Origin of the sequence: Candidatus Pantoea communis (genome assembly GCF_011752685.1) — a bacterium.
GTDB classification, from domain to species: domain Bacteria; phylum Pseudomonadota; class Gammaproteobacteria; order Enterobacterales; family Enterobacteriaceae; genus Pantoea; species Pantoea communis.
On sequence record NZ_VWXC01000001.1, the window covers coordinates 167,500 to 191,562 of the forward strand.

Below are 24,063 nucleotides of genomic sequence, written 5' to 3' on the forward strand. Positions count from 1 at the left end.
ATTCTCCCGCACATTTTATGATTTGCTTTGTGAGGAGTGCTGAGCACCCCGTTCGCAACGCGGTTACCAGCCGGTTAGCGAACATAAAAAAAGGATTTGGCTAAATGGCCAAATCCTTTTTTATTGCCTGCAGAAATCAGTTGGCGGAGCTAACACGCCAAATGGCATTACCCGCATCATCCGCGATCAGCACACCGCCCTGCTGATCTGACGCCAGTCCGACCGGTAAGCCCCGTACCTGTTTTTGGTCATCGGTGAGGAATCCGCTCACCACCGGCTGTGGCTGACCAACCGGTTTCCCGTTTTCGAATTTCACCCACACCACCTGATAGCCATTCAACGGCGTACGGTTCCAGCTGCCGTGCTCACTAACAAACGCCCCACCACGATACTGCGGCATGTTATCAGCGCCATAGAACAGCAAGCCGAGCGGTGCCACGTGTGAACTGAGCGCGTAATCTGGCTTGATGGCTTTTTCTACTAAGTCAGGCCGCTGAGGCTGCGCCCGCACATCGACATGTTGGCCGTAATAGCTGTATGGCCAGCCGTAAAAGCCTTTGTCCTGCACCGAAGTCATATAATCCGGCACCAGGTCCGAGCCAATCTCGTCGCGTTCATTAACGATCGCCCACAGCTTGCCCGTTTGCGGTTCCCATTGCAGACCGGTGGGGTTGCGCAGCCCACTGGCATAGATACGGCTGGCACCGCTCGCCGCATCGACTTCGAGTACCGCCGCTCGACGATATTCGGCACCAATGCCATTTTCCGTAATGTTGCTGTTTGACCCTACCCCGACATACAGCCTGCTGCCGTCGGGGCTGGCCAGCAGTGACTTAGTCCAGTGATGGTTAATCGGCCCGCCGGGCAGTTCAGTCACCACCACCGGCGGCGTACGAATCTCAGTTTGTCCGTTTTCATACGTGAATTTCACCAGGCTATCGGCGTTGGCAACATACAACGTATTGCCCACCAGCTGCATGCCAAACGGCGCGGTCAGGTTATCGATAAATCTATGCTGCTCCCACTTGCCGTTCACATTACGCAACAGCGTAATGCGATTGCCACCGGCCCCGCCTTTGCCTGAAGCATTTTTCACGAGGCCGGTAATGAGATCTTTCGGCGCGGTTGTGGGTTTCGGTGTGCCGTTGGATTCGGCCACCAGCACATCATTGTTCGGCAGCACCAGCACCTGACGTGGATGCTGTAAGTTATCAGCGATCTTTTCAATCTTCAGCCCCTCCGCCACTTTTGGCATTTCACCGGCTTTCCAGGGGATACCCTCCGGCACCTGCATCGGCGGTACAAAGAAGTTTTGCGCCTGGGGGAGTTCAGGATTGGGGCCAATCTGTTTTTGCGGATCGATAAGTGCGCCATCATCACAAGCGCTGAGAAGCATGGCGAGGGTCACTGCACTCAGAATCTGTTTCATGCGCGACCTCCTGCTGTAATGCGTCCACGCAGCGCTAACTGCACGTTGGCGAGCAACAGCAGTGCCACCACCAGAGTCGACAACGTTACCCCAAGCGGCACCACGGCATACGCATCACGACTATGAATAAAAGCATTTGCGATAGCCACGACGATGGCCAGTAGTGACAGCCAGAAATGGGTCTTTTCACTGGGATAAGGTCCGCGGAATAAGTAAACAAGACTGATTAATCTTGGCAGGATGGCGAGCACCAGACCGATAGCAATCAACCAACTGGCTGATTTGGTCCACATGATGACGAAGGTTTGCAGATAGATAATATCGAACAGCCAGGCTGCAACAAAAAAGCCCAGCGGTAGCGGTTCCAGCAGAGCGTAAAGCCCCACCGCAAACGCTGAACGTCCCGAGGTATACAACATTTCACTCTCCCTATTACGTTTATTATTCAGGCGATGGCTGCGTTTCGCTTCCCCGAAATCGCAGCCAACCGCCTGTAAAATATTAGTAAAGATGAAGAGTAATGCGCGCGATTACCGCAAAAAGCCTAAAGGTTATGACTTATCCGCAGGCAGTGTCACCCAGTAACCCGGCTGATAAGGCAATGGCAGAAACTTTTCATGGAACTCACGGAAGGTGGCGTCAGGATCGAGATCTTTGAACAGATCCGGATGCAGCCACTTGGCCATCGCCTGAATCGCGACAAACTGATATGGGCTATCGTAGAACTGATGCCAGATGGCGTGTGCATTGCCGTTGTGGGCAACTGGCAGGGTTTTAAACGCATCGCGCATCATCAGCAACTTCAGACGTGCCGTGGCTTCTTTGGTGTCTGCGCCAGGGCCAACGCCCACCCATTTGCCCACGGTGTTGTAGTTCTTCCAGTTGGCACCGGTCACTACCACCACATCCGGACGGCTGGCAATGATTTGCTCTGGGTTCAGGGTACCGAAGGTGCCAGGGATCAGATCTTTAGCGATATTGCTCCCGCCGGAGATTTCGACCATCTGACCAAAGTTCTCATTACCAAACGACATGCAGCATTCATCGGTGTAGCCACCTGCACGATCAATCATCACTTTTGGACGTGTGCCGGTGAAGTTTTTCAGGCGATCGGTCACCTTTTCGATCTGCGCGCGGCGGAAAGCCACAATCTCTTCAGCACGCTGCGGGTTATTGACCAGTTCGCCCATGATGCGGATGCTTTTCTCGGCGTGCTCCATCGGCTTCTCGCGGAAGTCGATAAACACCACCGGAACGCCAACCGCCTGCAACTTCTCAATCAACTTGCCTTCATCCGTGGCGGCTTTTGATTCGAGGTTCATCAGCACCAGGTCCGGCTTTAACGTCAGCGCCTGCTCAACGTTGAAGGTGCCGTCTTTCGCCCCACCAAAGGTCGGCAGCTTTTTGATCTCAGGATATTTTTTCTCGTACGCCATGTAGCCGTCGTAGTCGGCTTTATGGAAATCATCACGCCAGCCCACTACGCGATGGAAAGGCGCGGCGGTATCGAATGCCGCCAGCAGATACATCTGACGCCCTTCACCCAAAATAATGCGTTTCGATTCCTCTTTAACTTCAACCTGACGTCCTGCAATGTCAGTGATGATTTTTGCCGAAGCGGAATCCGCCACAGCCAGTAACCCCAGCGCTAACAGCCATTTTTTCATTATGTCTACCCATACAAATGATAATGATTATTATTAAAATTTCGCGGCGTCACTATTACCTGGCAGACGCGAAATGAAAAGCCCCTGAGACACATTTTTTTACATCCCCTTGCCGTTTTTCTTACTGTGTAGCCGCTCACAAAACGACCTTCTTTCGTGAAAGTGCTCACAGCACCCCATGCAACTGCCCAGGTAATGACCTTCTCTTCCCGCACTTCACCTAATGCGTAAACAAATTGTGAACGCTAAATTACGAATTGAAACGCTGTTTTATTTTTAATTTAATGCTCGCCCTGAGCATGGAAATCCTGTCTGGAGGTCTTACCGTGAAGATCAGCGCCATTGATGTCACTCTCTTTACCTACCCTACGCGCCGCGTATCAGATAGCGCGGGCCACTCGCACCCTGGTGCAGAAACCGATGCGCAAATGGCGCTGCTCACGCTGACCAGCGAAGACGGCGATTGCGGATATGCTTTCGCACCAGCCGAAGTCATACGGCCGCATGTGGTCAACGCCTTCTTCCGTAAGGTGCTGATCGGGCAAAACGCCTTTGATCGTGAACGCTTGTGGCAGGATTTGGTGCACTGGCAGCGTGGCAGCGCGCACCAACTCACTGAGCGCGCACTCTCCACTGTCGAACAAGCCATGTGGGATCTGATTGGCCGCAAGCTTAAACAACCGGTCCATAAGCTGCTGGGCGGTTACCGTGAAAAAATTCCCGCCTACGGCAGCACCATGTGTGGCGACGAACTGGAAGGCGGCCTCTCAACGCCGGATGAGTATGCGCAGTTTGCTGAAAAGCTGGTGGCGCGTGGTTATAAGGCGATCAAGTTACATACCTGGATGCCGCCGGTCTCCTTTGCACCCAGCACCACGATGGACATCAAGGCCTGCGCGGCGGTGCGTGAAGCGGTGGGCCCGGATATCGCCCTGATGCTGGATGGCTACCACTGGTACAGCCGCAGTGAGGCGCTTACCATCGGCAAAGCGCTGGAAAAGCTTAACTTCGCCTGGTTTGAAGAGCCGATGGAAGAGGAGAGCATGGCCTCTTACGCCTGGCTGGCGGAGAACCTAAGCATTGACGTACTCGGCCCGGAAAGCCTCGGCGGCAAACACCACAGTCGTGCCGACTGGGTACGTGCAGGTGCCTGTGACATCCTGCGTGCCGGAGCCAACGGCGTCGGTGGCATCTCTGCCACCCTGAAAGTGGCCAGCCTGGCAGAAGCCTTCGGCATGGATTGTGAAGTGCACGGCAATGGCGCGGCCAGCATTGCGGTGGTGGGTGCGATTCGTAACTGCCGCTGGTATGAACGCGGACTGCTGCACCCGTTCCTCGATTACGAGCAACCGCCCGCCTATCTCAACAACCTGGTCGATCCGATGGATGATCAAGGCTTTGTGCATCTACCTACCCGGCCTGGACTCGGGGAGGACATCAATTTCAGCTGGATTGAAACGCATACGGTTAATCGCTGGTAAGCGTCGAACACAAGCAGTACGGCAAACAACTATAAACCTCTGACCTGCTGGACTTTGCTTATGAACATATCTCGTTATTGCAGAGCATGGTGCGCCGCGCTAATGCTGCTCACGGGTAGCCCGTCGCTGCTGGCCGCCACGCCAGACGACCAGTTGATTGTGGGCATGAACATGAACAACCTATTGACGCTGGACCCCGCCGCGATGACCGGCAATGAAGTGGTGGGCATTGTGGTCAATCTCTATGATGGGCTCGTCGAGTTGGATCCACGCCAGCTCACCCATGTACGCCCTGCTCTGGCGGAGCGCTGGGAGATCAGCGCCGATCATCGCCAACTCACTTTCCATCTGCGCGACGGCGTGCATTTCCATTCCGGTAACCCACTCACCAGCGAAGACGTGATTTGGTCGATGCGCAGGGTGTTGCATCTCAATCTGGCTCAGGCGTCAGTGTGGAAATCCTATGGCTTCAGTAAAGACAATGTGGATCAGATGATCACTGCACCGGATGCCCGCACGGTGGTGATCCAGCTGCCTAAGCCTAACGATCCGCAACTGGTGCTCTATTCTTTGGCCGCACTCGGTAGCATGGTGGTACTGGACAGCAAAACTGTGCAGGCACATGCGGTCAATAAGGACTGGGGCAACCGCTGGTTAACCACGCACGAAGCCGGTTCAGGCCCGTTTCGTCTCGATGTTTGGCAGGCCAAGGATGTATTGCGCATGAGCAGGGATGACAATTACTGGCGTGGTGCTGCCAGATTAACCCGCGTGGTGTTTCGGCATTTGCAGGAGTCACAAACCTTGCGCTTGATGATGGAGAAAGGCGATATCGACATTGCCAGTAACATGGCAATCCCCGATGTGCAGGCGCTGCGCCACGATCCGGACCTCACCATTGATGCGGTGCAGAAAGGCACCCTTTATTACCTGGCGATGAGCATGAAGGATGACCACTTCGCCAATCCGCAGGTGCGCGAAGCCGTTCGCTACTTAGTCGATTATCAGGGCATCAATAAAACGCTGATGGCCGGTTATGGCACCTTGCATCAGCGTCCCATCCAGTCTGGTATGCCGGAAACACTGCCCGATCCCGGTTATCGTCTTGATGTGCCGCGAGCCAAAGCGTTGCTAGCCGCAGCGGGCTACCCTAATGGCTTCGACACCACCTTGCGTGTGCTGGCTGATCAGCCGTTCCTCAATATCGCCATCGCCATTCAATCCACGCTCATGCAGGCAGGCATTCGCGCCAAAATCATCACCGGCACTGGCAACCAGATTTATGGCGCAATGCGCGAACGTCAGTTCAATTTACTGGTGGGGCGTGGCGGCAGTGGTGTTGAACCGCATCCGCACTCCAGTTTGCGATCGCTGGTGTACAACCCAAATAACGCCGACAGCGCCCGACTTACCAACTTCCAGGGCTGGCGCACCGGCTTCTACGATGCTCAGCTTAATCAGATGATCGATCAGGCGCTGCTGGAGCGAGACAGCACCAAACAGCAGCAGGATTACGTGGCGATTCAGCAGCGTTACGACCAGTTGATCCCGGCGCTGATGCCGATTTCGCAGATGACGGATTCCGTGGTGGTAAATAATCGCGTGCAGGATTATGTGCCGCATCCTTCTGCCACCACCTTCCTGCGTGATGTGTGGAAAACGCCAGACAGCCTGGCCGGAGGTGTCCAATGACCTTAACCAAACGCCACTGGCGTCGAGCGCGTAGTCGAACATTACAGGTTGCCATCACGCTATTCGGCCTGTTGCTGCTGACCTTCTTTATTGGCCGCGTGATGCCGCTCGATCCGGTGCTGGCGATTGTTGGACCGGATGCCGACCACGCCACTTACCAGCAGGTTTATCACCAGTTAGGCTTTGATAAACCGCTGTGGGTGCAGTTCTGGATCTACCTGCAAGGTTTGCTGCACGGCAATCTTGGGCTGGCGCTGCTCACCGGGCAGCCGGTGATTAACGATATCCTGCGCGTGTTCCCTGCCACCCTTGAACTCGCCACGCTGGCGATTGTGCTTGGCACCGGACTCGGCGTACCGCTGGGCGTCTGGGCTGCGGCACGCCGTAACAGCCTGGTGGATTATCTGGTGCGCATTATCAGTCTGGCTGGATACTCCACGCCAATCTTCTGGGTCGGCATGATCGGTTTACTGCTGTTCTACGCGCATTTGGGTTGGGTTGGCGGTGCCGGACGGGTTGATTTCAGCCTGGATGGTATTGTGCCGCGCCGTACAGGTTTGCTGCTGGTGGATGCGCTGCTGGCGGGCAATATCACGGTGTTTAACAACGCGCTCAATCATCTGATCCTGCCCGCTTCGCTGTTGGGTTTCCACTCGCTAGCCTACATCAGCCGCATGACGCGCAGCTTTATGCTTGCGCAGCTGTCGCAGGAGTTCATCCTGACCGCACGGGTGAAAGGGCTGACCGAGTGGCAAGTGATTTGGCAACACGCCTTCCGCAATATTCTGGTGCAGTTGCTGACGGTGGTGGCACTGGCATACGGATCCCTGCTCGAAGGCGCGGTGCTGATTGAAACCGTGTTCTCCTGGCCCGGCTTTGGCTCTTATCTCACCGGCAGTTTGATGCTCGGCGACATGAATGCGGTGATGGGCTGCGTATTGGTGGTCGGCCTGATTTTCGTGCTGCTTAACCTGCTCTCTGACCTGCTTTATCAGGTATTCGATCCGAGGACCAAAGTATGACTGCCTCTCTCGATCTGCTTCATGCGAGCAGCACGCGCGAACGTGTGGCACGCTGTCGTCGTACCCTCTCGCGTATCGGCCATTTCCTGTGGCAAATGGCCTGCAATCCCCTCACGGCCATCGGCGGCGGCATCATTTTACTGCTGCTGATCGTGGCGCTGTTTGCGCCGTGGATCGCCCCCTACCATCCATTGATTCAGGATTTAAATAACGCACTCACGCCGCCGAACACGCAGCACTGGTTTGGCACCGATGAGTTTGGACGCGACATCTTCAGCCGCTTAGTGTGGGGCGCGCGCATTACCTTGTATATCGTCATGCTGGTGTCGATCACCGTCGGGCCATTAGGCCTGTTGTTGGGCGTCACTGCAGGCTACTTCGGCGGCAAAGTGGACAGCGTATTAATGCGCTTCACCGATATCTTCATCTCATTCCCGAGTCTGGTGCTGGCGTTGGCGTTTGTCGCGGCGCTGGGTCCCGGCCTGGAACATGTGGTGATGGCGATTACCCTCACTGCCTGGCCGCCGATTGCCCGTCTGGCACGCGCGGAAGCGTTGTCGCTGCGGCAGGCAGATTTCGTTTCTGCCGTGCGCTTACAGGGCGCGTCTTCCCTGCGCATTCTGTGGAAGCACATTGTGCCGCTGTGTCTGCCTTCGGTGATCATCCGCATCACGATGAACATGGCAGGCATCATTTTGACTGCTGCGGGCCTGGGGTTCCTCGGTTTGGGCGCGCAGCCGCCCGATCCGGAATGGGGCGCGATGATCGCCAGTGGCCGCACTTATATGCTGGAGTGCTGGTGGGTGGTCACCGTGCCTGGGTTAGCGATTCTGATCAACAGTCTGGCGTTTAACTTCTTAGGAGATGGCTTACGTGACATCCTCGATCCCCGCAGCGAATAGCGCTGCCCACCTGCTCGATGTGCAGGATCTACAGGTTAATTTCGTCAACGGCCGCCAGATGACTCCAGCGGTGCGCGGCATCTCCTTCCAGTTGGGTAAGGAAAAGCTGGCGATTGTCGGTGAATCGGGCTCGGGCAAATCCACGGTGGGCCGCGCACTGTTGCAACTGCATCCGCGCAGCGCGCAGGTTACCGCCCAGCGCATGCAGTTTGCTGATGTCGATCTGCTGCGGGCTTCTCCTGCACAAATGCGTGCCGTGCGCGGCAAACGTATTTCGATGATCATGCAGGACCCGAAATACTCACTGAATCCCGTGGTACGCGTGGGTGAACAAATTGCCGAAGCCTGGCGCAGTCACCATCCGGGGCAGCGTGAGGTGGCACGCCAGCGGGCGCTGGAGATGCTGGAGGTGGTGCAGATCCGCGATCCTCAGCGCGTCTATCAGTGCTACCCACATGAGATCTCCGGCGGACAAGGTCAGCGTGTGATGATCGCCATGATGCTGATTACCGACCCGGAACTGCTGATCGCCGATGAACCGACCTCGGCGCTGGATGTTTCCGTTCGCTTGCAGGTATTGACGCTGCTGGATGAACTGGTGCAACAGCGCGGACTGGGCCTGATCTTTATCAGTCACGACCTCAATCTGGTGCGGCGCTTTTGCGATCGCGTATTGGTGATGTATGCCGGCCGCGTGGTCGAATCGCTGTCTGCCGATCAACTCGACCACGCCCAGCATCCTTATACCCAGGGATTACTGGCCGCGCTGCCGGATATGGATGCGCGCCGTTCTCGGTTGCCAGTGCTACAGCGCCAGGCCAGCTGGTTACAACCTTAAGGAGAGAGCATGAACGAGATGATCCGTGTGAGTCACCTTAACCTCAGCTTTGGCGAGGATGAGCAGCGCAACCAGGTGCTATATGACGTCAATTTGTCGGTGCGTGAAGGAGAAATTTTTGGTCTGGTCGGCGAGTCTGGATCGGGGAAAACCACGGTGCTGAAATGTCTTGCCGGGTTGTTTACCCATTGGGATGGTGAACTAGCGATTGCCGGAGAAAAACTGGAGCATCGCATTGCCCGCGCACGCTGCCGCGAGGTGCAGATGGTGTTCCAGGATCCTTATGGCTCGTTGCATCCGCGCCATACCATTGGCGACATTCTGGAAGAGCCGCTGCATATTCACGGCATCGGACAACGTTCCGAACGCGTGATGACCATGCTGGAAAAAGTGGGCCTCAACCGAGCCTGGCAAACTCGCTATCCGCATCAACTGTCTGGCGGTCAGCGCCAGCGTCTGGCCATTGCACGTGCGTTGATCCTCGAACCGCGCGTGCTGTTACTGGATGAGCCAACCTCAGCGCTGGATGTGTCGGTACAGGCGGAGATCCTGAACCTGTTGAGTGATTTACAGCAGCAGGAAAATCTCACCTACCTGATGGTGACACACGATCTCGGTGTGGTGGCGCATTTGTGTCATCGGGTTGCGGTGATGCAACACGGGAAAGTGCTGGAGACACTGGATGTTGATGCATTAGTGGGGAATCGGGCGCAGGTGGCCTATACGCAGATGCTGGTGAAGTCGAGTCGGACTTAGACGGTACAGGCTGCCATCAACGGGGATGGCGCTGAGGTGAGTTCTGGTCAGGTGCGCAAGGGTGCGCACCTGATTTGAGTAGCAAGATCCGCTTAACAGCAGCGCATTACAGCAATTCACGCACGTATCGCACGATATCCTGATTCTGTCCGTGTTCGAACAGGCACTCCTGCAGACGCGACCCGCTCACTGCGGTTTTTACTAACTCAGGGTCCAGCGCACGCAGCGAATCCAGGTAATTGTCTTTCAGCAGCGCGGCTTTGACTTCATTGAGAATGCCCGCATTGCGCACCTGCGGCTCTTTACGCTCAGGCGGGTAACCCAGGCCTTTCTCGCCGGTAAAGGCTTTCTCAAAGATAAAGCGCAGATTCAGTTCTGCACCCCAGCCAAAACCTTTGGCGAACGGCAGCGAAAGCGCATTGCCATTGTTGATCTGAGCAAACAGATAGGCATCAGCGGGATCGATACAGTAGCCACACACCACGCCAGGATGCAGGTTGAGCGATACCAGGGCGCCCTGTCCGGTGCCACAACCGGCGACCACAAAGTCCACCGCTTTGCTGTTAAGCAGGACGCTGGCCACGATGCCGAGGTGAATATAAGTCAGATGATGATCCTGCTCGTCGCTCATGCCGACGTTAAATACCTGATGGCCGAGCGGTTGCGCGACGTTTTGCAGTTCTTTCCATACGGTTGCGTTCTTAGCGGCCTGGCTATTTTCCATCATCAAAGCGATTTTCATGATCCATCCTCAAATTAAATTGAAACACTGTTTCATTTTAATCAAGGTGCGCTAAAATGCAGCCCTGAAATGTCCCTTTTGGTGTGAGTTACTTCACACATTAATGAAGTCACTGGTGAGGAGAACCCATGTTTATTTATAAAAGCGCAACCACTCAGGAAGACCTCGGTAACGGCGTGAAGAGGCGAGTCATGGCCCACGGGGGACGGATGATGGCGGTCGAAGTGACCTTTGAGAAGGATGCGGTTGGACCGTTGCATCATCATCCACATGAACAACTGACCTACGTGTTGTCGGGCCGTTTCGCTTTTACGATTGATGGGCTTACGCGGGAGGTCGGCGCTGGAGATACGTTGTATAAAGCGCCCAATGTGGTGCACGGTTGCGTTTGTCTGGAAGCGGGTACCCTGCTTGATACCTTTACACCGCAGCGTGAGGATTTTCTCGGAGCGCGGTAGATAGCGGATACACATGCAGTTGCATCTCTGGATAGTGCATGAGTTCCTGCTGGATTACCGCTTGTCTGTTAAACGACCAGCGTGAACGCAGTCTGGGGCCCCTTTGGGGCTGGCGGTCCTCGCACCGCTAACGCGGTGCCTTCACGTCATTCGTTTGCCTTAGCACGAAAAGCTGCCACTCCGAGAAGTGACAGCCTGGCTAAGCAGTAATCCTATCTGTCAGTCAATACGCTGTTTAGGGCGATCTGACATTCACTTACGCGCTAGCTAAATTTTTCCGCCCACCAGAGCCGCAATTTCAATCCCCAACTGCTGCTCCAGCCGGTGGTGGTGCTCACCACTTTGCCCTGCTGCAATACGATAAAGGTCGGTGTCACGCTGATGTCCCAGCGTTGACTCACTGCACCGTTCTCATCGTTCACCGCCGGACCGCGCAGACCTTTCTTCTCCAGCCAGGTCGCGACACGCGGGTCATCACCCGATCGCAGCGCCACAGTCACCACCTGCGTACCGTTCTGGCTCAGTGCAGCCACCGTTGGCGTGGTAAGTTTGCACACCCCACACCAGGTGGCCCACACATACACCAGCACCGGCTTGTCCTGGCTTAATGTGACCAGATTGACTTCGCCTTGCAGCGTCGTTAGCGGCTTTTGTGCCAGATCGGCTGGCAGCTGCGGCGCGCGCAGCCAATCCATGCCCCAGATTATCGCCGCGGCGATCAGCACCAGCACTGCTGCTTCACGCAGCCAGCGCTTAATGCGCGTCATGGCTTCGCCTGCAACGCGCCCTTCACTGCCGCCTCCAGTTGCGCATAAGGCACCGCGCCGCTGATCAGCTCATTGCCCACCAGCGTAGCAGGTGTGCCCTGAACGCCTAACTGCTGCGCCAGCGTCAGATTCTCATTGATGGTGTCGAGGCTGGCTTTGCTGGGTTCTTTCAGCTTAATGCCAGTTTTATCCAGCGCCGCTGCAATGCTCGCCTCATCGTGGTTACCCTTTTTCGCCATTAAGCGCTCATGAAGTTTCAGGAAGTTTTTAGGTTGTTGTTCCCAAACCGTTAACGCCAGACGCGCGGAGGTCAATGATGTCTCGGCACGATACGGCAGCGGTTTCAATACCACCGCCACTTGAGGATAAGTTTTCAGCAGTTTCTCGATATCCGCATCGAACTTCTTGCAGAACACGCAGTTGTAATCAGTGAAATACACCAGCGTCAGTGCTGGTTTTTCAGCGCCGATGCGTGGCGAGCCCGCATCGTTGAACAAGGCATCGTGGTTTTTCTTCACCATCTGCGCGACAACGCTCTGCTGCTGTTTCGCCGCTTCTTTATCAAAGGCATCCGCTGCTTCGGCCAGAATCGCCGGATTCTGCACCAGCGTTTCTCGAATCAGCTGTTTGATGCGTGCCTCTTGTTCAGGTGTAAAGGGTGCCGCCGCCAGCGCAGGCAGCGTCAGAAACATCAGGGACAGTAACAGGGATTTTTTCATCATTTTTTGGCCTCAGAGAGAGTAGAAATCACCGCTTCACGACTCAGCAACGGTGACAAAATGTGGCCATGCGGCAGTGCCGGGCCATAAATTTGGTTAAAAGGGATGGCGACACGGTCGCGTTTACGCAGGAATTCACCAATCGCCGGATCGGGCTGGGTCCAGTCACCGCGCAGCAGCACCACATCGTCGGCTTTCAGCGCGGCACGCACGTCAGGTTGATTCAGCACGCGGGATTTATTCACCTTGCAGGTAATGCACCAGTCGGCGGTGACATCGACAAACACGCGCTTATCTTGCTCCAGTGCCTGATTGATTGCCGCTTCGGTCAGCGGCTGCCAGTAGAGCGTTTCCTCCTCTGGCTCAATGCGCGTCATCAGGAATACCGCCCCCACCAACGTCAGAGTGATAAATACCACACCGGCTTGTTGCAGCGCCCGACGCTGAATTAACCAGCCACAGAGCACCAGCAGCAATACGCCACCCAGTACCGTGGCAACGGTGCTACCCCAATGCGGGATCAACAGCGTGACCAGCCAGAAGGTGGCGAGCAGCATTAACAGACCAAGCAGAGTACGCAGATGAATCATCCAGCGTCCCGGACGCGGCAGACAGCGCGCCAAACCTGGCAATGCCGCCACCAACAGCCATGGCAAGCTCATGCCGATACCTAATGCGGCAAACAGCAACCATAACTGCGGCAAGGGTGCGGTAAGCGCATAGGCCACTGCGGTTCCGAGAAACGGCGCGCTGCACGGCGTCGCCAATAACGTGGCAAAAGCCCCCTGACCAAAATGCCCCAGCAGCCCGCTACCGCCCTGCGTTGCCAGTCGAGTATTAAGGCCTGAAGGTAAACGGAAATGCAGTAAATCGAACAGACTGGCGGTGAACAGGAACATCACCAGTACCATCAATAGCAGGAAACCACTGCTCTGGAACTGGATGCCCCAGCCCAGCGCCTGCCCGCTTAGCCGCAGGCCGGTCATCAACGCCGCGAGCAGCAGGAACGAAAACAGGATCCCAGCGCTGGAGGCAAGAAACTGCTGCCTGGTCTGACGCCGCGATTGGCCTTGTTGCTGCACCAGACCGCTGAGTTTTATGGCCAGCACCGGCAGCACACATGGCATCAGGTTAAGGATCAATCCGCCCAACAGCGCCAGCAATATCACCGACCATAGGGTTTGTGATGTGCTGTCGGAGACAAGGGGCTGAGCGCCGATAATCACCGAACTTTGCTGGGCAATACCCGCGTCAACAACCACCAGCGACAAGGTTTTACCGCGCAAATCGGGTGCTGCTTCGCCCCACTCATCGGTGACCGCGACCCGAGCGCTGAGTATGTCGCCCTTCACCGTGATCTGCGGTGCAGCCAGCATGCTGCCTTTTGGATAGTCGAAGAACAGCTCAGGTTTAGTCCAACCACCCTGACGCTGAGCGCGGATTTGCAGTTCGCCATTGACGTTGCTGACGTCGAGTTGATCGGTCAAACCGCTTTCAGCGGGGATCTGCCCCATCGCCCGGGCGTAATCGCGGGCAAAATCGGGGTCAGCCTGCTGGTCGAGATCCAGCGTGAAAGGGAAATCGGTCAGAATGCAGACATCGCTACAGGTCGACAGCGTGAGCGTGCCGGCGAGGTGTTTATTTGACACCTTCGCCAACGCTATCGGCAGCGTGATATCGCCTTTATAGCCTTGGGTGGTGAGTCCGCTCACGTCAAAACGAGCAGGTGCTGGCCAATACCACGTGGCATTGACATCGGGGGTTTGCCAGCGAATTTCAGGGGCCACGCCGCCTTCGCCCGGCGACCGCCAGTAGGTTTTCCAACCCTTTTCCAGGCGGATATCCAGCAATATTTGCGCATCGGCGCCATTGTTTGCGCTGCGTAAGCGCACTTCAGCATGGCTGTTTTGTGCATTACGCAGCCAGCCTGTGTCGGCAGCGTGCACAATACTCGTGCAGCTGACCAACAGGAGCAGCAGGCTCCTGATAAAGAGATTCATGAATTTTTCTCCGGTGAATAACAAGGTTTACGCGATGGACAGCGTGGTGTTATTCCTGGAAGACACAGAAGGTCAGATGCCGCCGCTGTATCGGCGGAAAGAGGGGTTCGCGACGATAGCCGCTAACCGCATTAGAAGTGCATAGCGTGGTAAGCAGAGCCACGACCATCAATAAAAACGGCATGACGCTGTCGATAATCGGGGCAGCCGCGTGCAGTGATTTTCCGCTGATGGAGCAGAGTTTTTCGCCACCGAACGTTTCATGATCGCTGAACGACGAGGCGCTGATCTGCGCCTGAGGGGCACTCGGCAAATTAAAGCTACGCTGGGCAAGACAAAACGCCAGCACCAGACAAAGCAGTGCCAGAATCCATTTTGCGCGTTGTGCTGATTTGGTCATGCCATCGCCCCAGAGTAAAGTGCGGGCATTTTATTCACTCGCAGCAGAAACACCAAGCTTTGCTGTGTAAACTTTTGTCTTGGTGTTTTGCATGTCGATAGCGTAGCAGCGCAATGATTTATGCTTTCTGGCAGTTTGATAGCTGTCAGAAAGCATAAATCACGCCGCTACGGTTTTGTGCTTACCATCAAATGGTTAAACAATATCATCCACCACACCGCCATCAACGCGCAACGCCGCGCCGGAGGTAGCTGATGCCTGTTGTGAACAGACGTATACCACCATATTGGCAACTTCATCGACCGTTGCCGCGCGCTGAATCACCGAGCTCGGCCGCTGTGCCATCACAAACTCTTTTGCCAGCACCTCTAACGATTTTCCGGTACGTTTTACCTCGTCTTCCATCATCGCGGCAAAGCCATCGGAGATCGTAGGGCCAGGCAGCACACTGTTTACCGTCACGCCGCTCCCTGCCGCGACTTTCGCCAGCCCACGCGCCAGGGAGAGTTGCGCGGTTTTGGTCACACCGTAATGCACCATATCCGCGGGGATATTGCGCGCCGATTCAGAAGAGATAAACACCACACGCCCCCAACCGCGTTTCACCATCTCCGGCAACAAAGCGCGAGACAGACGTACGCCCGACATCACATTGGTCTGCCAGTACGCTTCCCAGGTTTCATCATCGGTGGCGTAAAAGTCCTGCGGACCATAAATCCCCGCATTGTTGACCAGAATATCGATGGGCGGTAACCCGTTAAGCAACTGCTTCACGCCCTGCGCGCTACCCAGATCGGCGATAAAAGTATGAATTTTGGCCCCCGCCACCAATCCATTCAGCTTCTCACGCGCGCGGCTTACCGAGGCTTCACTGCGACCGTTAAGCACCACTTCGGCCCCACTCTCAGCCAATCCCTGAGCGATGGCGAAGCCAATGCCGCCCGTTGAGGCAGTGACTAATGCGGTTTTACCGTGCAAATCAATTTTCATACAGATCTCCTTGATGGATGCGCAATATCATGCAGAACATCCATCAAGCCTGGTTGAGCGTATGAAATATGCCTTATCAAATCATGCGGTTATTATCACGATCCGGGATGACCATAAGCGCTTGCGGCCCGTTTTCTTCCCCGCCAAATCGTCCACAGTGCCACCGTCAGCAGTAATAAAAGTGCCGGGGCAAAACCGCTGACGCCGACGCTATGCAACAACGCCCCCCCGAGGATTCCGCCGCCGGCAATCGCCAGATTCCAAACCGTGACCAGCATCGATTGCGCAACATCCACCGCATTACCGGCATGCTCCACCATCGCGGTTTGGAACAGTGTGGCCGCTCCGCCAAACGCCAATCCCCACAACATGACCGCTAACCCGATTGCCATTGCCGAGGTGGAAAACAGTTGCAGCAGCAGCGCGGCAGCCATAAACAACAGAATGCTGATCAACAACATCGGCTGTAAGTAGCGGTCCACCCACCAGCCTGTGATAACAATGCTGATCAGCGAACTGATACCAAACATCAGCAATATCGCGTCAGCGCAGGGGGCCAGCCCGGCAGGTTGTAAAAATGGCACGATAAAGGTGTAGAGGATGTTGTGCGCCAGCACCACACAGAGCACCAGCATCAGCACTCTGGCCACACCGGGTAGTATTAACACCTGGCGCAAAGGCAAACGCTGCTGCGCCGGGTCTGCTGGCTGCTGTGGCGCAGTCAGCCGTAATAACAGCATCAGCAGCAGCGATAAACCACTCAGTGCGGCAAAACTCAGGCGCCAGCCAATTACGTTGCCCACCAGGGTTCCCAGCGGCACGCCAAACGCCAGCGCCAGGGGCGTGCCGGCCATCGCCATGGCGATGGCTTTGCCCTTCTGCTCAGGCGGTACCATGGCGGCGGCGTAACCCGCCAATAGCGCCCACAGCAGACCCGCTGCCATACCGGCCAGAATCCGAGCCACTAGCATCAATGAATAGTGGCTCACTAGCGCGGTTGCCGCGTTGGCGGCGGTGAATCCTGCCAGCGCAAAGAGCAGCAGGCGACGTCGTGGTATGCCCTGCAACAAGGCCATCAGCGGTATGGCAGCCAGGAGGGAACCTATCGCAAAAGTCGACACACTCTGGCCCGCAGCAGCCACTGATACCTGTAAATCTTGAGCCATGGGTATCAGTAATCCGGCGGGCAAGGCTTCGGTAACGATGGTGACAAACGCCGCCAGACTGAGCGTGAACAGAGGCACTAACGGTAAACGTGCGCTCATTAGGCCCCCTGTAATGCCTGGTAAACAACATTGCGCAGGTCATTAACAAATTGTCCGGACATGCCTTCATAAAGCGTGTTGGTAAAGGCCACCACACTCAAGGCCTGTTGTGGATCGACAAACCACGCATGACCGTAAGCGCCCCCCCAGCGCCAGGTGCCGACGGATTCCGGTGAGCCTGCCAGCAGCGGATCGCGCAATATCGAGAAGCCCAGTCCAAACCCGACCCCAGGCATATCCGGCAAGACGTGCTCGCTGACTTGATCCTGGGCCATCTCTGCAATCCACTCTGGCGACAGTAGAGTACCGCCTCCGCTGCGCAGCATTTCCAGCAGCGTCATGAGATCACTGACCGTTCCGACCATGCCTGCGCCGCCAGACGGAAACGCCTGAGGATCGTATACGCGTGCGGGGCTATATGGGATACCCACGGTCCCTTCAAACGGTGCAACCACCTCTCCTTCGCTCAGGATATGTGGACGCGGCGTGTCGCTGACATAAGCGGTTGCAACAGATTGGTCGGCTGACAGTGAGAAGCCCGTCTGTTTCATCCCCAGTGGCCCGGTGACCAGAGAACGTATGGCCTCAGGCAATGGCTGCTGCTGGACCTGTTCAATGATCGCCCCCACAACATCCATCGCCAGTGAATAGCACCACGCTGTTCCCGGAGTGAACAGCAAGGGAACCGTACTCAGTCTCTGAAGGTTCTCCTGCAGGGATAATGGGGTCGCATCCATACCGTCCGAGACCCCTGCCCGCGCATAGGGTCCATCGGGTGTGGCTTCAAGGAAGCGATAGCTAAGACCGGCGCTGTGGCTTAGTAGTTGACGCAACGTGATCAGCGCCCGGCTGCCGTCAGGCTGCCGCGGTTTAAACGTTGGCAGCCAGCGCGTGGTATCGCTATCCAGTGACAGCCTTCCCGCTGCGACCAGCATCATCGCCGCAGTACTGACTATTGGCTTGCTGACGGAGGCGAGGCGAAAACGCTCACCCACGCTCATCAGTCGTTGGCTTTCGCGATCGGCATAGCCCGCTGCCTGATGGAACAGGGTTTCGCCATCGCGCTTCACCATGACCTCCATCCCCACCAGACGCTGTTCATCCAGTGCCGTTTGCATCACCTGCTTAAGGATCTTTTGCATCGTTCTCGCTCCTGAGTCATAAGTCCGATTAAGGTAGCCACTTCCCGATTACGGAAAAAGTAGGGTACATTTCATGACTCACCGGACATTTTTGTCCTGAATAAGGGGTCAAGATGGACAGCCTCAATGGATTTATGGTGTTCGTTCAGGTGGCGGAAACACGCAGTTTTGTGGCGGCGGGACGACATCTGGGGGTTACGGCGTCGGCGGTCGGGAAGAGTATCGCCCGTCTGGAGGACCGGTTGGGTGTAAGGCTGTTTCACCGCAGCACGCGTAGCATCACCCTCACCGCTGAAGGCACGCTGTTTCTGGAGCGTAGCAGGCGTATTCTTGCCGAGATAGAAGCAGCCGAAAGTGAATTATCGAAGGCCGCACAGCGTCCGACCGGGCGATTAAAACTCAGCCTGCCAATCGTTAGCTCACTGATTTTGCCAGTGCTGGGTGATTTTATGGCGGCCTATCCTGATATTCAGCTGGATCTCGATTTTAGCGATCGCCTGGTGGATGTGATTGCCGAAGGCTATGACGCGGTCATGCGTGGCGGCCAGCCGACGGATTCTCGTCTTTCGGCGCGCAAGTTGGGTTATGCCTGCTCGGTTGCCGTCGCGTCACCCGATTACCTGGCGCGTCACGGCACGCCGCAGATGCCGGAAGATTTGCAACATCATGCCTGCCTGCATTATCGCTTCAACACCACCGGCAAGCTGGAACGCTGGGTACTACGCGGTTATGAAGATGAACATGAGCTGGCTTTGCCTTGCAGCATGGTGTGCAACAACATCGAGACGCGAGTCTGTTTTGCGAAGCGAGGTTTAGGGATTGCTATGCTGCCTAATTTCTCAGTGCGGGAAGCCCTCGCGCAAGGCACACTGGTCGAAATCCTTAGCGATTACGCCTGTCACCGCAATGTGTTTCATCTGCTGTGGCCCGCCAGTAAACATCCTTCACCCAAAGTCCGCGCGTTAATTGATTTTCTCAGCACGCGCGTCTTTTCGCCGGGTTAACGGTTGTATTTGCTTGCACTTCCCTGCACACGATCCTTTTAGCACGTTCCATACTGAGAAGTTAATGCCTGAAGGAGTTATCGTGATGACAACCATTGCTATCGCCGCACCCGGCGCTATGGGCGCGGCCATCGGGGCTGTGCTTGCCCAGCACGGGGCGCGGGTGATTACCCCGCTAAGCCAACGCTCCGCCCAATCTCAACAGCGTGCACAACAGGCCAATATTGTCGACTGCAGCGCAGAGGCACTGTGTGAGGCCGATATTATCCTGTCGATCCTGCCGCCCGAATCGGCACTCAGTTGGGCGCAGCAGATGGCCCCGCTTCTGCAAGCTGCCGTACATAAGCCGCTGTATGTAGATTGCAACGCCATCAGTCCGGAGACGCTAAAGCAGGTGGCTCAGGTGATCGAAAGCACCGGCACACCCTTTGCTGATGCAGCGATTATTGGCTTGCCGCCGGGCGAGCAAAATCCCACCGGACCACGCTTCTGGTTTGCAGGGCCCCATGCCGGGAAACTGGCGCAGTTAAGTGATTATGGATTGCGGATACGGTTGATGAACGCTCAAAACGGCGCCGCCTCAGCATTGAAGATGGCGTACGCCGGTATCAACAAAGGCATTACCCTGCTGACGTCGGCGATGCTGATTAATGCCAGCCGCGTGGGAGCCGCCGAGGCATTGCGCGAAGAGATGCAGGAGAGCCAGCAGGCCCTGCTGAAACGAATGGAAAAAGCCGCCCCGGATATGCTGCCAAAAGCCTGGCGCTGGGCGGCGGAGATGGATGAGATTGCCACGCTCAATCAGGGCGAACTGGCCACCGACCAGCTTTATCGCGCATTAGGGGAAATCTGCCGCCAGCTGGCTGACAATCGCCAACACGATCAACAGTTCAGCGCCTTACTGGCGGACTTCTTTCAACCTGATGCAGACAAAGCGGGCTGAGCACTCACCGGCAGCCGCAGCTGACGCTGCAACCAGGCACTCGCGGCCGCTTCATCCGGATCGGCGGCATCAAGTTGCAGCACCGGTCCGAGCGCCATCGGCTGCGCCGTTTCCGCCAGCTTGCGCAGTTCCGGCAGATACTCGGCACCTGGATGGCCCGGGATGCGATCGGTCAATCGTGACTGATAGCGCGCGACCGCTTCGTCCGGTGTGATGGAAAGCCACAGCTCCAGTACCCGGGTAATGCCCGCCTGCTGCAATCCTTGCTGCAGCACTTCTTTAGGCTGGAAGCCAAACCAGGCATCAATCAGGTATACGCAGCAGTTGGGTGCCTGTCCGACCACCTTCCAGATCGCCTGATAGGCCGCGCACCCCAACTGCCGGTTACGCAGTCGGTCCACCGGCGCGAAACTGGCCATAAACGGTTCTTTCAGGCTGTCCAGCGTCAGCACTGGAAAACCAAACTGCTCCGCCATGGCGCGTGTCAGGGTGCTTTTCCCCGACGCGGGGATGCCGTTGACCAGCACCACCACCTTTTCTGCAGTGTGAGAAGTCATAGGATTTCTATCACCTCCGCCACACTGCTGGCCTGGCGTAACCGCACCAGCGTCTCTTCATCTTCCAGTAACGAGACAATTGCGCGAATGCCTTCTTCGATGTGCGCATTGCTGTCGCGCGCGCCGAACATGATCACGATATCGGCTTTGTCACTACCCTCAAAAGAGATCGGTTCATCCAGCACAATCATGCTGAAGCAATCTTTCAGCACGCCCGTTTCCGGACGCGCATGCGGAATGGCTATCCCTTCCTCAAACACATAATAAGCACCGTGCGTCAGCGTATTGGCAATCACCGCCTCCGGATACGAATCCTTCACATATCCTCCGCTCACCAACGGTTGTGCGGCCAGCGCGATCACTTCGCGCCAGTCCGTGGCGCTGATCCCCACCTGAATCGCATTCGCTTCTTGCAGCAGTCGCTTAATACTCATACTGCCTCCTTAAATTGATTTGCGGATGGTATTACGCAGTTCATCAATTTTAACGAACAGCGGATCAATTTCCTGACGAAAACGGCGGCTTTTCGCAAAGATATTTAATGCACGATTATATTCCAGCATTAATTGTTTCTGTGTATCAACTGCCTGCGGATTAACAGCGAGCTGTTGTTCCAGCTCGCTAATTTTTCCACTGATGGTTTCTGCCTGAAGATCTATTTCTTGTGAATCCTGGCTCTTATTTTCTGAGCCCTTTTTCAAGAATCCAAACATAGCGTCTCCTGCCCCGAATGGCGCCAGGGCACCTCAGGTTTATTACGTCATGAGTGAGTCGTACTTAACGGAACAGTGAAATCTTTTCTACCAGCACATTGGTAACGGCATCATTTGCGGGCACCAGGAAGTTGCGTACGCTGTCATTCACTTTACCTTTTTCAAACGTCTGCTTGCAGTTTGCCACCCACTGCACATTCATTTCCGTGCCGACGTTCACTTTTTCGATACCGCTGCGCACGGCCAGGCGCATGTCTTCATCACTCACGCCCGTACCGCCGTGCAACACCAACGGGGTTTTAGTCGCTTCAGTAATATCGGCCAGACGCTGATGCTGAATATGCGCTTTACCGGTATACAGTCCATGTACAGTACCGATGGAGATGGCCAGCATATCAACGCCTGTTTCATCCACGAAACGCTTAGCATCATCTACGGTGGTAAAGGACGCATCGTTCATTTCGACTTCTTTACCGTCTTCTGAACCACCGATAGCACCCAGTTCGGCTTCAACCGATACCTGCAATGGGCGCGCCATATCAATCACGCGACGCGTATTGGCAATATTCTCTTCAATCGATAAATGCGAGCCGTCGTACATAATGGAGCTGAATCCGGCGTCCAGTGCCGTTTGAATCGCATCGAGATCTGAACAGTGATCCAAATGCAGGCACGTCGGTACATTACGGCTTTCAGATAATGAGCGAATCGCATCGACTAATAATTTGTGTCCGAGATATTTCGCCGTGCCGGTTGAGATCTGAATCATTAATGGACTGTTGGTTTTCTCTGCTGCTTTAAAAAAGGCCGGTAACATTTCCAGGCAGTGCAAATTAAAGGAACCTAGCGCTTTAAATTCACGTTGTTTAGCCACCTGTAACAGATCGGTAAAGTTATAAAGTTTCATGAAGCTTTTCCTCGTGGGATTTAGGGGATTTTCCGTTAACAAACCAGGCGATCAGAGTGATAAAGACAATAAAGAGTGCGACGAACAACCAGTTGCCCTGGAACGCATGACCCAATACCAGTCCGGTACTGATGACGTCAGAGTCACTGAAGGTCACACCGGTGAAGCCGTAGCTTTCGAGCATCGGTACCAGAATGGCCGGCAGGAAGGTGATAAACAGACCGTGTACAAAGCCGCCAATCATCGCTCCGCGGCGTCCACCCAGCGCGTTACCAAACACGCCAGCGGTGCCACCGGCAAAGAAGTTGGTGAGCAGCCCAGGCAGAATCATCGCCAGACCGAACATAGGGAACACCAGCATACCGACCACGGAACCCAGCGTTGTTGCCAGGAAGCCGACAATCACGGCATTCGGTGCGTAAGGGAACATTACCGGGCAATCGAGTGCCGGTTTGGCATCCGGCACCAGGCGCATAGCGATACCACGGAAGGCTGGCACCAGTTCGTTCAGCAGTAAACGCACACCGCTGTACAATACGAATACACCCGCAACAAACTGAATCGATTGCATGAAGGCATACATCAGGTAGTTCATGCCATTGCTGTACTGACCGATAAATTCTGGGCCTGCTGCCACTGCCGGGATCAGGTACATCGGTACCATCACCACTGCCATCGACAGATAGGTGTCCTGCAGGAACTTGAAGTTGTCTGGCAGCTTGAGATCTTCCGTTGAGCGCGAGCCTTTACCGACCACCTTCGCCACTGCCGCTGTCAACAAGTAGCCAATGGTGCAGAAGTGTCCGAGTGCCACATCATCGGAATCCGTGATTCGGCGCACCACCGGCTGAGCCAGCGCTGGCATCACGACCGCCATAATGCCGCCGAAGATGCCGCCCGTCAGGATCAGCGGTAAACCTGTCAGCCCGGCTTTGTAGCCAATCACCGCGCCGATGGTTGCCATCCACAGCAGCGCCTGGCCGGTGAGGAAGATGTATTTGAACGGCGTCAGACGCGCGATGATGATGTTGACGATAAAGATCACCAACAATGTCAGCGCCACTTCTGATCCCAGCTCGCGGCTGGCTAATCCGGCAATGGCGGCCACATCGGTGATATAGCCCTTCATGCCAAAACCGTGGGTGAAGATGGTATTCAGGAAGGTCAGCGTACCGACAATAATGTTGATACCCGCCATCATAATTAAGAAACCCAGCAGCGTTTTAAAGGTGCCTTCCACCACCTTACCTGCGGATTTTTTCTGCAGTAGCAGACCAATCAGGGCAATAAAGGCGATCAGAATCGATGCCTGCCCTAATAAGTCTTTTACCAGGAAGTTGATCACACTATTCATGGTTAGCAACCTTCAGATTACGTTCTTTCATAAACGCCACGATTTTTTCTTCAATTTCTGCCTTGTCGGTCAGCTTATTGAGAATAATCACCCGTTTGATTTGCTCGGGGCTGGCATCGGCATTCAGGACATCCGCAAAGGCTTTTTGGGTTAGAATCATGTCGGATTTAAAAGCATTGGCTTCTGAAATCGTGGTGTGATCAATATCCGCTTCAATTTCGAGTTTCTTTAATACGGATTTGGCACTCATTTCGATAGCGAAACTGGAGCCCAGACCACATCCACAAACACATAATATTTTCAGCATGGCGTTTT

The 24,063-nt window shown here is 55.4% G+C and carries 26 protein-coding genes; 9 read left to right on the plus strand and 17 right to left on the minus strand.

The annotated features are described in order from the left end of the window. Nucleotides 1-136 precede the first annotated feature (136 nt). The 3 genes from F3J37_RS00720 to F3J37_RS00730 all read right to left on the minus strand — a co-directional run bounded on the left by F3J37_RS00720 (nt 137) and on the right by F3J37_RS00730 (nt 3,096). A complete protein-coding gene (locus tag F3J37_RS00720) occupies nt 137-1,429 on the minus strand; it encodes a PQQ-dependent sugar dehydrogenase (protein WP_166931237.1) in 1,293 nt (430 codons plus the stop codon). Continuing rightward, on the minus strand, nt 1,426-1,848 hold the full coding sequence (locus F3J37_RS00725; RefSeq protein ID WP_166931240.1) for a DUF2231 domain-containing protein: 423 nt from the start codon (nt 1,846-1,848) through the stop codon (nt 1,426-1,428). Before F3J37_RS00725 ends, F3J37_RS00720 begins: the two co-directional genes overlap by 4 nt. 132 nt (nt 1,849-1,980) lie before the next feature. Beyond that, nucleotides 1,981-3,096 carry an ABC transporter substrate-binding protein gene (locus F3J37_RS00730; RefSeq protein WP_166931243.1) on the minus strand — a complete coding sequence of 372 codons (1,116 nt, stop codon included), beginning with the start codon at nt 3,094-3,096 and terminating at the stop codon, nt 1,981-1,983. 299 nt (nt 3,097-3,395) lie between these two features. Here F3J37_RS00730 and F3J37_RS00735 point away from each other — a divergent pair, with 299 nt between their 5' ends. From F3J37_RS00735 to F3J37_RS00760, 6 genes are all read left to right on the plus strand, one after another. Next, nucleotides 3,396-4,577, plus strand: coding sequence for a mandelate racemase family protein (locus F3J37_RS00735; protein WP_205298833.1), 1,182 nt, complete (start codon nt 3,396-3,398; stop codon nt 4,575-4,577). Between the two features lie 102 nt (nt 4,578-4,679). Continuing rightward, complete coding sequence (locus tag F3J37_RS00740; protein ID WP_240154055.1) at nt 4,680-6,269, plus strand: ABC transporter substrate-binding protein; 1,590 nt, start codon at nt 4,680-4,682, stop codon at nt 6,267-6,269. Next, a complete protein-coding gene (locus F3J37_RS00745) occupies nt 6,266-7,291 on the plus strand; it encodes an ABC transporter permease (protein WP_166931252.1) in 1,026 nt (341 codons plus the stop codon). Before F3J37_RS00740 ends, F3J37_RS00745 begins: the two co-directional genes overlap by 4 nt. Nucleotides 7,292-7,386: 95 nt before the next feature. After that, nucleotides 7,387-8,193 (plus strand): ABC transporter permease, encoded by an 807-nt coding sequence (locus F3J37_RS00750; RefSeq protein WP_370662121.1) that lies wholly within the window; start codon nt 7,387-7,389, stop codon nt 8,191-8,193. Continuing rightward, nucleotides 8,165-9,031 (plus strand): ABC transporter ATP-binding protein, encoded by an 867-nt coding sequence (locus F3J37_RS00755; RefSeq protein ID WP_166931258.1) that lies wholly within the window; start codon nt 8,165-8,167, stop codon nt 9,029-9,031. The genes F3J37_RS00750 and F3J37_RS00755 overlap by 29 nt, the downstream gene beginning before the upstream one ends. 18 nt (nt 9,032-9,049) lie before the next feature. Next, nucleotides 9,050-9,787, plus strand: coding sequence for an ABC transporter ATP-binding protein (locus F3J37_RS00760; protein WP_166932005.1), 738 nt, complete (start codon nt 9,050-9,052; stop codon nt 9,785-9,787). Nucleotides 9,788-9,893: 106 nt separating this feature from the next. Here F3J37_RS00760 and F3J37_RS00765 read toward each other — a convergent pair whose 3' ends face one another. After that, nucleotides 9,894-10,529 carry an RpiB/LacA/LacB family sugar-phosphate isomerase gene (locus tag F3J37_RS00765; protein ID WP_166931261.1) on the minus strand — a complete coding sequence of 212 codons (636 nt, stop codon included), beginning with the start codon at nt 10,527-10,529 and terminating at the stop codon, nt 9,894-9,896. 128 nt (nt 10,530-10,657) lie between these two features. Here F3J37_RS00765 and F3J37_RS00770 point away from each other — a divergent pair, with 128 nt between their 5' ends. Beyond that, complete coding sequence (locus F3J37_RS00770) at nt 10,658-10,987, plus strand: cupin domain-containing protein (protein WP_166931264.1); 330 nt, start codon at nt 10,658-10,660, stop codon at nt 10,985-10,987. 263 nt (nt 10,988-11,250) lie between these two features. On the opposite strand, the gene F3J37_RS00775 is transcribed toward F3J37_RS00770, so the two are convergent. The 7 genes from F3J37_RS00775 to F3J37_RS00805 all read right to left on the minus strand — a co-directional run bounded on the left by F3J37_RS00775 (nt 11,251) and on the right by F3J37_RS00805 (nt 18,270). Further along, a complete protein-coding gene (locus F3J37_RS00775; protein ID WP_166931267.1) occupies nt 11,251-11,754 on the minus strand; it encodes a protein disulfide oxidoreductase in 504 nt (167 codons plus the stop codon). Next, nucleotides 11,751-12,473: a DsbA family protein gene (locus F3J37_RS00780; protein ID WP_045814387.1), complete on the minus strand. Its 723-nt coding sequence runs from the start codon at nt 12,471-12,473 to the stop codon at nt 11,751-11,753. The genes F3J37_RS00775 and F3J37_RS00780 overlap by 4 nt, the downstream gene beginning before the upstream one ends. After that, nucleotides 12,473-14,473: a protein-disulfide reductase DsbD family protein gene (locus F3J37_RS00785; RefSeq protein ID WP_166931270.1), complete on the minus strand. Its 2,001-nt coding sequence runs from the start codon at nt 14,471-14,473 to the stop codon at nt 12,473-12,475. The genes F3J37_RS00780 and F3J37_RS00785 overlap by 1 nt, the downstream gene beginning before the upstream one ends. Nucleotides 14,474-14,522: 49 nt before the next feature. Beyond that, nucleotides 14,523-14,873: a hypothetical protein gene (locus F3J37_RS00790; protein WP_166931273.1), complete on the minus strand. Its 351-nt coding sequence runs from the start codon at nt 14,871-14,873 to the stop codon at nt 14,523-14,525. A gap of 195 nt (nt 14,874-15,068) precedes the next feature. Beyond that, the gene (locus tag F3J37_RS00795; protein ID WP_034827267.1) at nt 15,069-15,863 is read right to left on the minus strand and encodes an SDR family NAD(P)-dependent oxidoreductase; all 795 of its coding nucleotides are present in this window, start codon (nt 15,861-15,863) and stop codon (nt 15,069-15,071) included. 95 nt (nt 15,864-15,958) lie between these two features. Continuing rightward, nucleotides 15,959-17,128 carry an MFS transporter gene (locus tag F3J37_RS00800; protein WP_166931275.1) on the minus strand — a complete coding sequence of 390 codons (1,170 nt, stop codon included), beginning with the start codon at nt 17,126-17,128 and terminating at the stop codon, nt 15,959-15,961. Further along, a complete protein-coding gene (locus tag F3J37_RS00805) occupies nt 17,128-18,270 on the minus strand; it encodes a serine hydrolase domain-containing protein (RefSeq protein WP_166931277.1) in 1,143 nt (380 codons plus the stop codon). Before F3J37_RS00805 ends, F3J37_RS00800 begins: the two co-directional genes overlap by 1 nt. A 113-nt stretch (nt 18,271-18,383) precedes the next feature. Between F3J37_RS00805 and F3J37_RS00810 the strand changes: the two genes are divergently transcribed. Together F3J37_RS00810 and F3J37_RS00815 are read left to right on the plus strand one after the other, a co-directional pair. After that, entirely contained in the window at nt 18,384-19,274 is an 891-nt protein-coding gene (locus tag F3J37_RS00810) for a LysR family transcriptional regulator (protein ID WP_166931280.1), read from the plus strand. A gap of 85 nt (nt 19,275-19,359) precedes the next feature. Next, nucleotides 19,360-20,217, plus strand: a complete 858-nt coding sequence (locus F3J37_RS00815; protein WP_166931282.1) for an NAD(P)-dependent oxidoreductase — start codon at nt 19,360-19,362, stop codon at nt 20,215-20,217. Here F3J37_RS00815 and F3J37_RS00820 read toward each other — a convergent pair. From F3J37_RS00820 to F3J37_RS00845, 6 genes are all read right to left on the minus strand, one after another. Further along, nucleotides 20,190-20,774 carry a P-loop nucleotide/nucleoside kinase family protein gene (locus F3J37_RS00820; RefSeq protein ID WP_166931285.1) on the minus strand — a complete coding sequence of 195 codons (585 nt, stop codon included), beginning with the start codon at nt 20,772-20,774 and terminating at the stop codon, nt 20,190-20,192. The two genes, F3J37_RS00815 and F3J37_RS00820, sit on opposite strands and share 28 nt — an antisense overlap. Next, entirely contained in the window at nt 20,771-21,208 is a 438-nt protein-coding gene (locus tag F3J37_RS00825; protein WP_038647128.1) for a PTS sugar transporter subunit IIA, read from the minus strand. The genes F3J37_RS00820 and F3J37_RS00825 overlap by 4 nt, the downstream gene beginning before the upstream one ends. A 9-nt stretch (nt 21,209-21,217) precedes the next feature. Continuing rightward, nucleotides 21,218-21,487, minus strand: a complete 270-nt coding sequence (locus tag F3J37_RS00830) for a hypothetical protein (protein WP_034827286.1) — start codon at nt 21,485-21,487, stop codon at nt 21,218-21,220. A 64-nt stretch (nt 21,488-21,551) separates the two neighbouring features. Continuing rightward, complete coding sequence (locus tag F3J37_RS00835; protein ID WP_045814340.1) at nt 21,552-22,394, minus strand: class II fructose-bisphosphate aldolase; 843 nt, start codon at nt 22,392-22,394, stop codon at nt 21,552-21,554. Next, nucleotides 22,381-23,748 (minus strand): PTS sugar transporter subunit IIC, encoded by a 1,368-nt coding sequence (locus F3J37_RS00840; protein WP_034827290.1) that lies wholly within the window; start codon nt 23,746-23,748, stop codon nt 22,381-22,383. The genes F3J37_RS00835 and F3J37_RS00840 overlap by 14 nt, the downstream gene beginning before the upstream one ends. Beyond that, complete coding sequence (locus F3J37_RS00845; RefSeq protein WP_034827292.1) at nt 23,741-24,055, minus strand: PTS sugar transporter subunit IIB; 315 nt, start codon at nt 24,053-24,055, stop codon at nt 23,741-23,743. The genes F3J37_RS00840 and F3J37_RS00845 overlap by 8 nt, the downstream gene beginning before the upstream one ends. Nucleotides 24,056-24,063: the final 8 nt, after the last annotated feature.

What these genes read in the sequence shown, in the direction of transcription:
- F3J37_RS00720 (WP_166931237.1), bottom strand. Translation starts at nt 1,429, where the DNA reads ATGAAACAGATTCTGAGTGCAGTGACCCTCGCCATGCTTCTCAGCGCT.
- F3J37_RS00725 (WP_166931240.1), bottom strand. Translation starts at nt 1,848, where the DNA reads ATGTTGTATACCTCGGGACGTTCAGCGTTTGCGGTGGGGCTTTACGCT.
- F3J37_RS00730 (WP_166931243.1), bottom strand. Translation starts at nt 3,096, where the DNA reads ATGAAAAAATGGCTGTTAGCGCTGGGGTTACTGGCTGTGGCGGATTCC.
- F3J37_RS00735 (WP_205298833.1), top strand. Translation starts at nt 3,396, where the DNA reads ATGGAAATCCTGTCTGGAGGTCTTACCGTGAAGATCAGCGCCATTGAT.
- F3J37_RS00740 (WP_240154055.1), top strand. Translation starts at nt 4,680, where the DNA reads ATGCTGCTCACGGGTAGCCCGTCGCTGCTGGCCGCCACGCCAGACGAC.
- F3J37_RS00745 (WP_166931252.1), top strand. Translation starts at nt 6,266, where the DNA reads ATGACCTTAACCAAACGCCACTGGCGTCGAGCGCGTAGTCGAACATTA.
- F3J37_RS00750 (WP_370662121.1), top strand. Translation starts at nt 7,387, where the DNA reads ATGGCCTGCAATCCCCTCACGGCCATCGGCGGCGGCATCATTTTACTG.
- F3J37_RS00760 (WP_166932005.1), top strand. Translation starts at nt 9,050, where the DNA reads ATGATCCGTGTGAGTCACCTTAACCTCAGCTTTGGCGAGGATGAGCAG.
- F3J37_RS00765 (WP_166931261.1), bottom strand. Translation starts at nt 10,529, where the DNA reads ATGAAAATCGCTTTGATGATGGAAAATAGCCAGGCCGCTAAGAACGCA.
- F3J37_RS00770 (WP_166931264.1), top strand. Translation starts at nt 10,658, where the DNA reads ATGTTTATTTATAAAAGCGCAACCACTCAGGAAGACCTCGGTAACGGC.
- F3J37_RS00775 (WP_166931267.1), bottom strand. Translation starts at nt 11,754, where the DNA reads ATGACGCGCATTAAGCGCTGGCTGCGTGAAGCAGCAGTGCTGGTGCTG.
- F3J37_RS00780 (WP_045814387.1), bottom strand. Translation starts at nt 12,473, where the DNA reads ATGAAAAAATCCCTGTTACTGTCCCTGATGTTTCTGACGCTGCCTGCG.
- F3J37_RS00785 (WP_166931270.1), bottom strand. Translation starts at nt 14,473, where the DNA reads ATGAATCTCTTTATCAGGAGCCTGCTGCTCCTGTTGGTCAGCTGCACG.
- F3J37_RS00790 (WP_166931273.1), bottom strand. Translation starts at nt 14,873, where the DNA reads ATGACCAAATCAGCACAACGCGCAAAATGGATTCTGGCACTGCTTTGT.
- F3J37_RS00795 (WP_034827267.1), bottom strand. Translation starts at nt 15,863, where the DNA reads ATGAAAATTGATTTGCACGGTAAAACCGCATTAGTCACTGCCTCAACG.
- F3J37_RS00800 (WP_166931275.1), bottom strand. Translation starts at nt 17,128, where the DNA reads ATGAGCGCACGTTTACCGTTAGTGCCTCTGTTCACGCTCAGTCTGGCG.
- F3J37_RS00805 (WP_166931277.1), bottom strand. Translation starts at nt 18,270, where the DNA reads ATGCAAAAGATCCTTAAGCAGGTGATGCAAACGGCACTGGATGAACAG.
- F3J37_RS00810 (WP_166931280.1), top strand. Translation starts at nt 18,384, where the DNA reads ATGGACAGCCTCAATGGATTTATGGTGTTCGTTCAGGTGGCGGAAACA.
- F3J37_RS00815 (WP_166931282.1), top strand. Translation starts at nt 19,360, where the DNA reads ATGACAACCATTGCTATCGCCGCACCCGGCGCTATGGGCGCGGCCATC.
- F3J37_RS00820 (WP_166931285.1), bottom strand. Translation starts at nt 20,774, where the DNA reads ATGACTTCTCACACTGCAGAAAAGGTGGTGGTGCTGGTCAACGGCATC.
- F3J37_RS00825 (WP_038647128.1), bottom strand. Translation starts at nt 21,208, where the DNA reads ATGAGTATTAAGCGACTGCTGCAAGAAGCGAATGCGATTCAGGTGGGG.
- F3J37_RS00830 (WP_034827286.1), bottom strand. Translation starts at nt 21,487, where the DNA reads ATGTTTGGATTCTTGAAAAAGGGCTCAGAAAATAAGAGCCAGGATTCA.
- F3J37_RS00835 (WP_045814340.1), bottom strand. Translation starts at nt 22,394, where the DNA reads ATGAAACTTTATAACTTTACCGATCTGTTACAGGTGGCTAAACAACGT.
- F3J37_RS00840 (WP_034827290.1), bottom strand. Translation starts at nt 23,748, where the DNA reads ATGAATAGTGTGATCAACTTCCTGGTAAAAGACTTATTAGGGCAGGCA.
- F3J37_RS00845 (WP_034827292.1), bottom strand. Translation starts at nt 24,055, where the DNA reads ATGCTGAAAATATTATGTGTTTGTGGATGTGGTCTGGGCTCCAGTTTC.